The sequence below is a fragment of the Phenylobacterium sp. genome, from assembly GCF_031181185.1.
Lineage (GTDB): Bacteria > Pseudomonadota > Alphaproteobacteria > Caulobacterales > Caulobacteraceae > Phenylobacterium.
This window is the reverse complement of the sequence record NZ_JAPSKZ010000279.1, coordinates 1-2,854: the sequence shown is the minus strand read 5'-3', so window position 1 is coordinate 2,854 and position 2,854 is coordinate 1. Positions and strand designations below refer to the sequence as shown.

The window sequence follows — 2,854 nt, the reverse complement described above, 5'->3', positions numbered from 1 at the left end:
GCGGCCCAAGGCGGACGCCATGGTGACGGCGACACCGGGTCTTGCACTGGGCATCACCACGGCGGATTGCGGGCCGGTCCTGTTTGCGGATGAGGACGCGCGGGTGATCGGGGCCGCCCATGCGGGCTGGCGCGGGGCCGTGACGGGTGTGCTCGAATCCACGCTCGCGGCCATGGAGCGCCTCGGCGCCCGGCGCGAAAGGATCGTCGCCGTGCTCGGCCCGACGATCAGCCAGAAGGCTTATGAGGTCGGTCCGGACTTCATCGAGCGTTTCACCGGGGAGGCGCCCGGCCACGAGCGCTTCTTGAAGGAAGCGGAGAGATCGGGCCATGCCATGTTCGATCTTCCCGGCTTCATCGGCGCGCGGCTGAAAGCTGCCGGCATCGGCGCCTTCAGCGATCTCGGGCTTTGCACCTATACGGACGAGGATCGGTTCTTCAGCTACCGCCGCACGACCCATCGCCAGGAGCCGGATTACGGCCGGCTGATCTCGGCGATCGCGCTCACTCCCTGATGCCTGCCACGTCTGGCGTCTCCCAGGCGAGATGCTGGCCGCCGTCGACGGCGATCATCTGGCCGGTGACGCTGCGGGCCTGCGCGAGATAGAGCACCGCGTCGGCGATCTCGTCCGGCGTGCCGCCGCGCCCCAGCAGCACCGCCTCGCTCTGCTTGGCAAAATCCTCATCGCCCTGGCGGACATTCGACAGGGTGGGACCGGGACCGACGGCATTGACGCGGATGCGCGGCGCCAGGGCCTGGGCCATGGTCTGCGTCGCAGAGAACAGGGCCGCCTTGGTCAGCGTGTAGGAAAAGAACTGCGGCGTCAGCTTCCAGACGCGCTGGTCGACGATGTTGACGATGCATCCTTTGCCATCCGCGGGAAGCTGACGGGCGAAGTCGCGGGCCAGGAAGGCCGGCGCGCGCAGATTGACGGCGAAGTGCCGGTCCCACCGATCCTGCGAGAGCGTCTCGACCTCGTCGGGCTCGAACTCGGATGCATTGTTGACGAGGAGCGTCAGCGGTCCCAGCGCCCGAACCGCCTCCGGAATGAGCCGCTCGACGGCGCGGCTATCGCCAAGATCCGCCCGAACGACGACGGCGCGACCACCCTGCTCCCGGATGCCGGCCGCCATGGTTTCCGCTTCGCCGGTCGAACGGCGGCAATGGATCGCAACCGCATAGCCCTCCCCAGCAAGCCGTTCGACGATTCTCCGTCCGATGCGTTGGGCACCGCCGGTCACGAGAGCGGCTTTGTTCATGATCAACCCCTTGAAATGTAAGCACATCACAGCGCGTCAGGTTAGTGGACAAGAAAATGACATTTTTTCGCTGGGCCGTCGAACCAACGGTCAAGCTGTACGTTATGGACTCCAGCGATGACGCAAGGGGAAACTCGCACATTGCCGCCACAATCCTGCCACGGTGGTCTTCCGCTGCTGTGGTTGTCAGGTCACAGCCCTGGACGGGTTGTCGCTCTATAAACGGACAGTGCTTGGCTTGGCCCGCGGGACTTTGGGCTGAGCCCGCATGACATCGATTAGGAAAGAGAAACCATGAAGAAGATTCTTCTCGCCAGCGTCGCTCTCTTCGGCTTTGCCGGTGCTGCTTCCGCTGCTGACCTTCCGGTCCGCTCCGCTCCCCCGGCTCCGGTTGTTGCTGCGGTTCCGGTGTTCACCTGGACCGGCTTCTACGTCGGTGTGAACGCCGGCTACGGCTGGAACGACGGCGGCGACGACGACCTCGTGTTCGAAGACGCCACGATCTTCGGCGACCGCGACAATGACGGCGGCTTCGTCGGCGGTGGTCAGATCGGCTACAACTACCAGATCGGCTCGTTCGTCGTCGGTCTCGAAGGCGACATCCAGTACGCCGACTTCGGCGGCGTCAACTACGACTTCGGTCCGCTGGGCATCTACGAGAACGACAACGACGATTGGTTCGGCACCGTCCGCGCTCGCGCCGGTGTGGCCTTCGACCGCGCCCTCATCTACGCCACCGGCGGTTTCGCCTTCACGGACAACCGCAACGGCTGGACCGTGGGTGGTGGTCTCGAGTACGCCTTCACCAACAACCTGTCGGCCAAGATCGAAGGTCTGTACGTGAACCTCGAGGAAGAGGACTTCACCTTCGCGGGCACGACCTTCAGCACCGGCGAGACCGACTTCGGCGTGGTGCGCGCGGGTCTGAACTTCCGCTTCGGCACCTACTAAGATCCATCGCCTCCGGCGATGAACGAAAGGCCCGGGAAAAACCCGGGCCTTTTTGTTTGCCTATTGGATAGAAATCAGGTCGGTATCGGCGTGGCGACTGTGATCCCTTCGCAACGTCTCAGCGCAGAGCCGTCACGATCGCGGTTGCGATGAACAATGCTCCGGCGGCCAGGCCGATCAGCCTCGTCGTGCCCGGGCGAGATGTCAGGAACTCCCGGCCGCGTCCCGCTGCGACGGCAAGCCCTCCGTAGATCATGAACTGCATCAGGACCGTCATGACACCCATGACCAGCGCCTGCAGCCAGATTGGCCCATAATCCGGCAGCAGGAATTGAGGATAGACGGCAAGCACGAACAGGTAGGCCTTGGGATTGAGGAGGCAGGTTAAGGCGCCTTGCCGAAACGCCAGCCAAAGGGAGCTGCTGCCCACCTGTCGGACATGGTCGATGGTGATGGAGCTCTGCAGCAGCGTGATGCCGATCCAGGCCATGTAAGCTGCGCCAGCATAGAGAATCGCAGTGAGCACGACCGGGGAAACCTGTGAGATCAGACCAACTCCTACGGCTCCGAAGATCGTATGGGCCGCGCCCCCGGTCATGATACCCGCTGTCGCCGCCAGCCCCATCCTTCGTCCGCCCGTCAGA

At 64.1% G+C, this 2,854-nt stretch carries 4 protein-coding genes; 2 read left to right on the top strand and 2 right to left on the bottom strand.

Annotated elements, in window-relative coordinates:
• A partial coding sequence (pgeF, locus tag RIF93_RS19795; protein WP_309093163.1) for a peptidoglycan editing factor PgeF occupies nt 1-514 on the top strand: 514 nt, incomplete at its 5' end.
• Here the strand turns inward: pgeF and RIF93_RS19790 are convergent.
• Nucleotides 504-1,259 carry an SDR family oxidoreductase gene (locus tag RIF93_RS19790; protein WP_309093162.1) on the bottom strand — a complete coding sequence of 252 codons (756 nt, stop codon included), beginning with the start codon at nt 1,257-1,259 and terminating at the stop codon, nt 504-506. The genes pgeF and RIF93_RS19790 overlap by 11 nt on opposite strands.
• Before the next feature lie 408 nt (nt 1,260-1,667).
• Between RIF93_RS19790 and RIF93_RS19785 the strand changes: the two genes are divergently transcribed.
• Entirely contained in the window at nt 1,668-2,210 is a 543-nt protein-coding gene (locus RIF93_RS19785; protein ID WP_375163905.1) for an outer membrane protein, read from the top strand.
• A 118-nt stretch (nt 2,211-2,328) separates the two neighbouring features.
• Here the strand turns inward: RIF93_RS19785 and RIF93_RS19780 are convergent.
• Nucleotides 2,329-2,854, bottom strand: a 526-nt coding sequence (locus RIF93_RS19780) for a LysE family translocator (RefSeq protein WP_309093160.1), incomplete at its 5' end; no start/stop codon positions are given.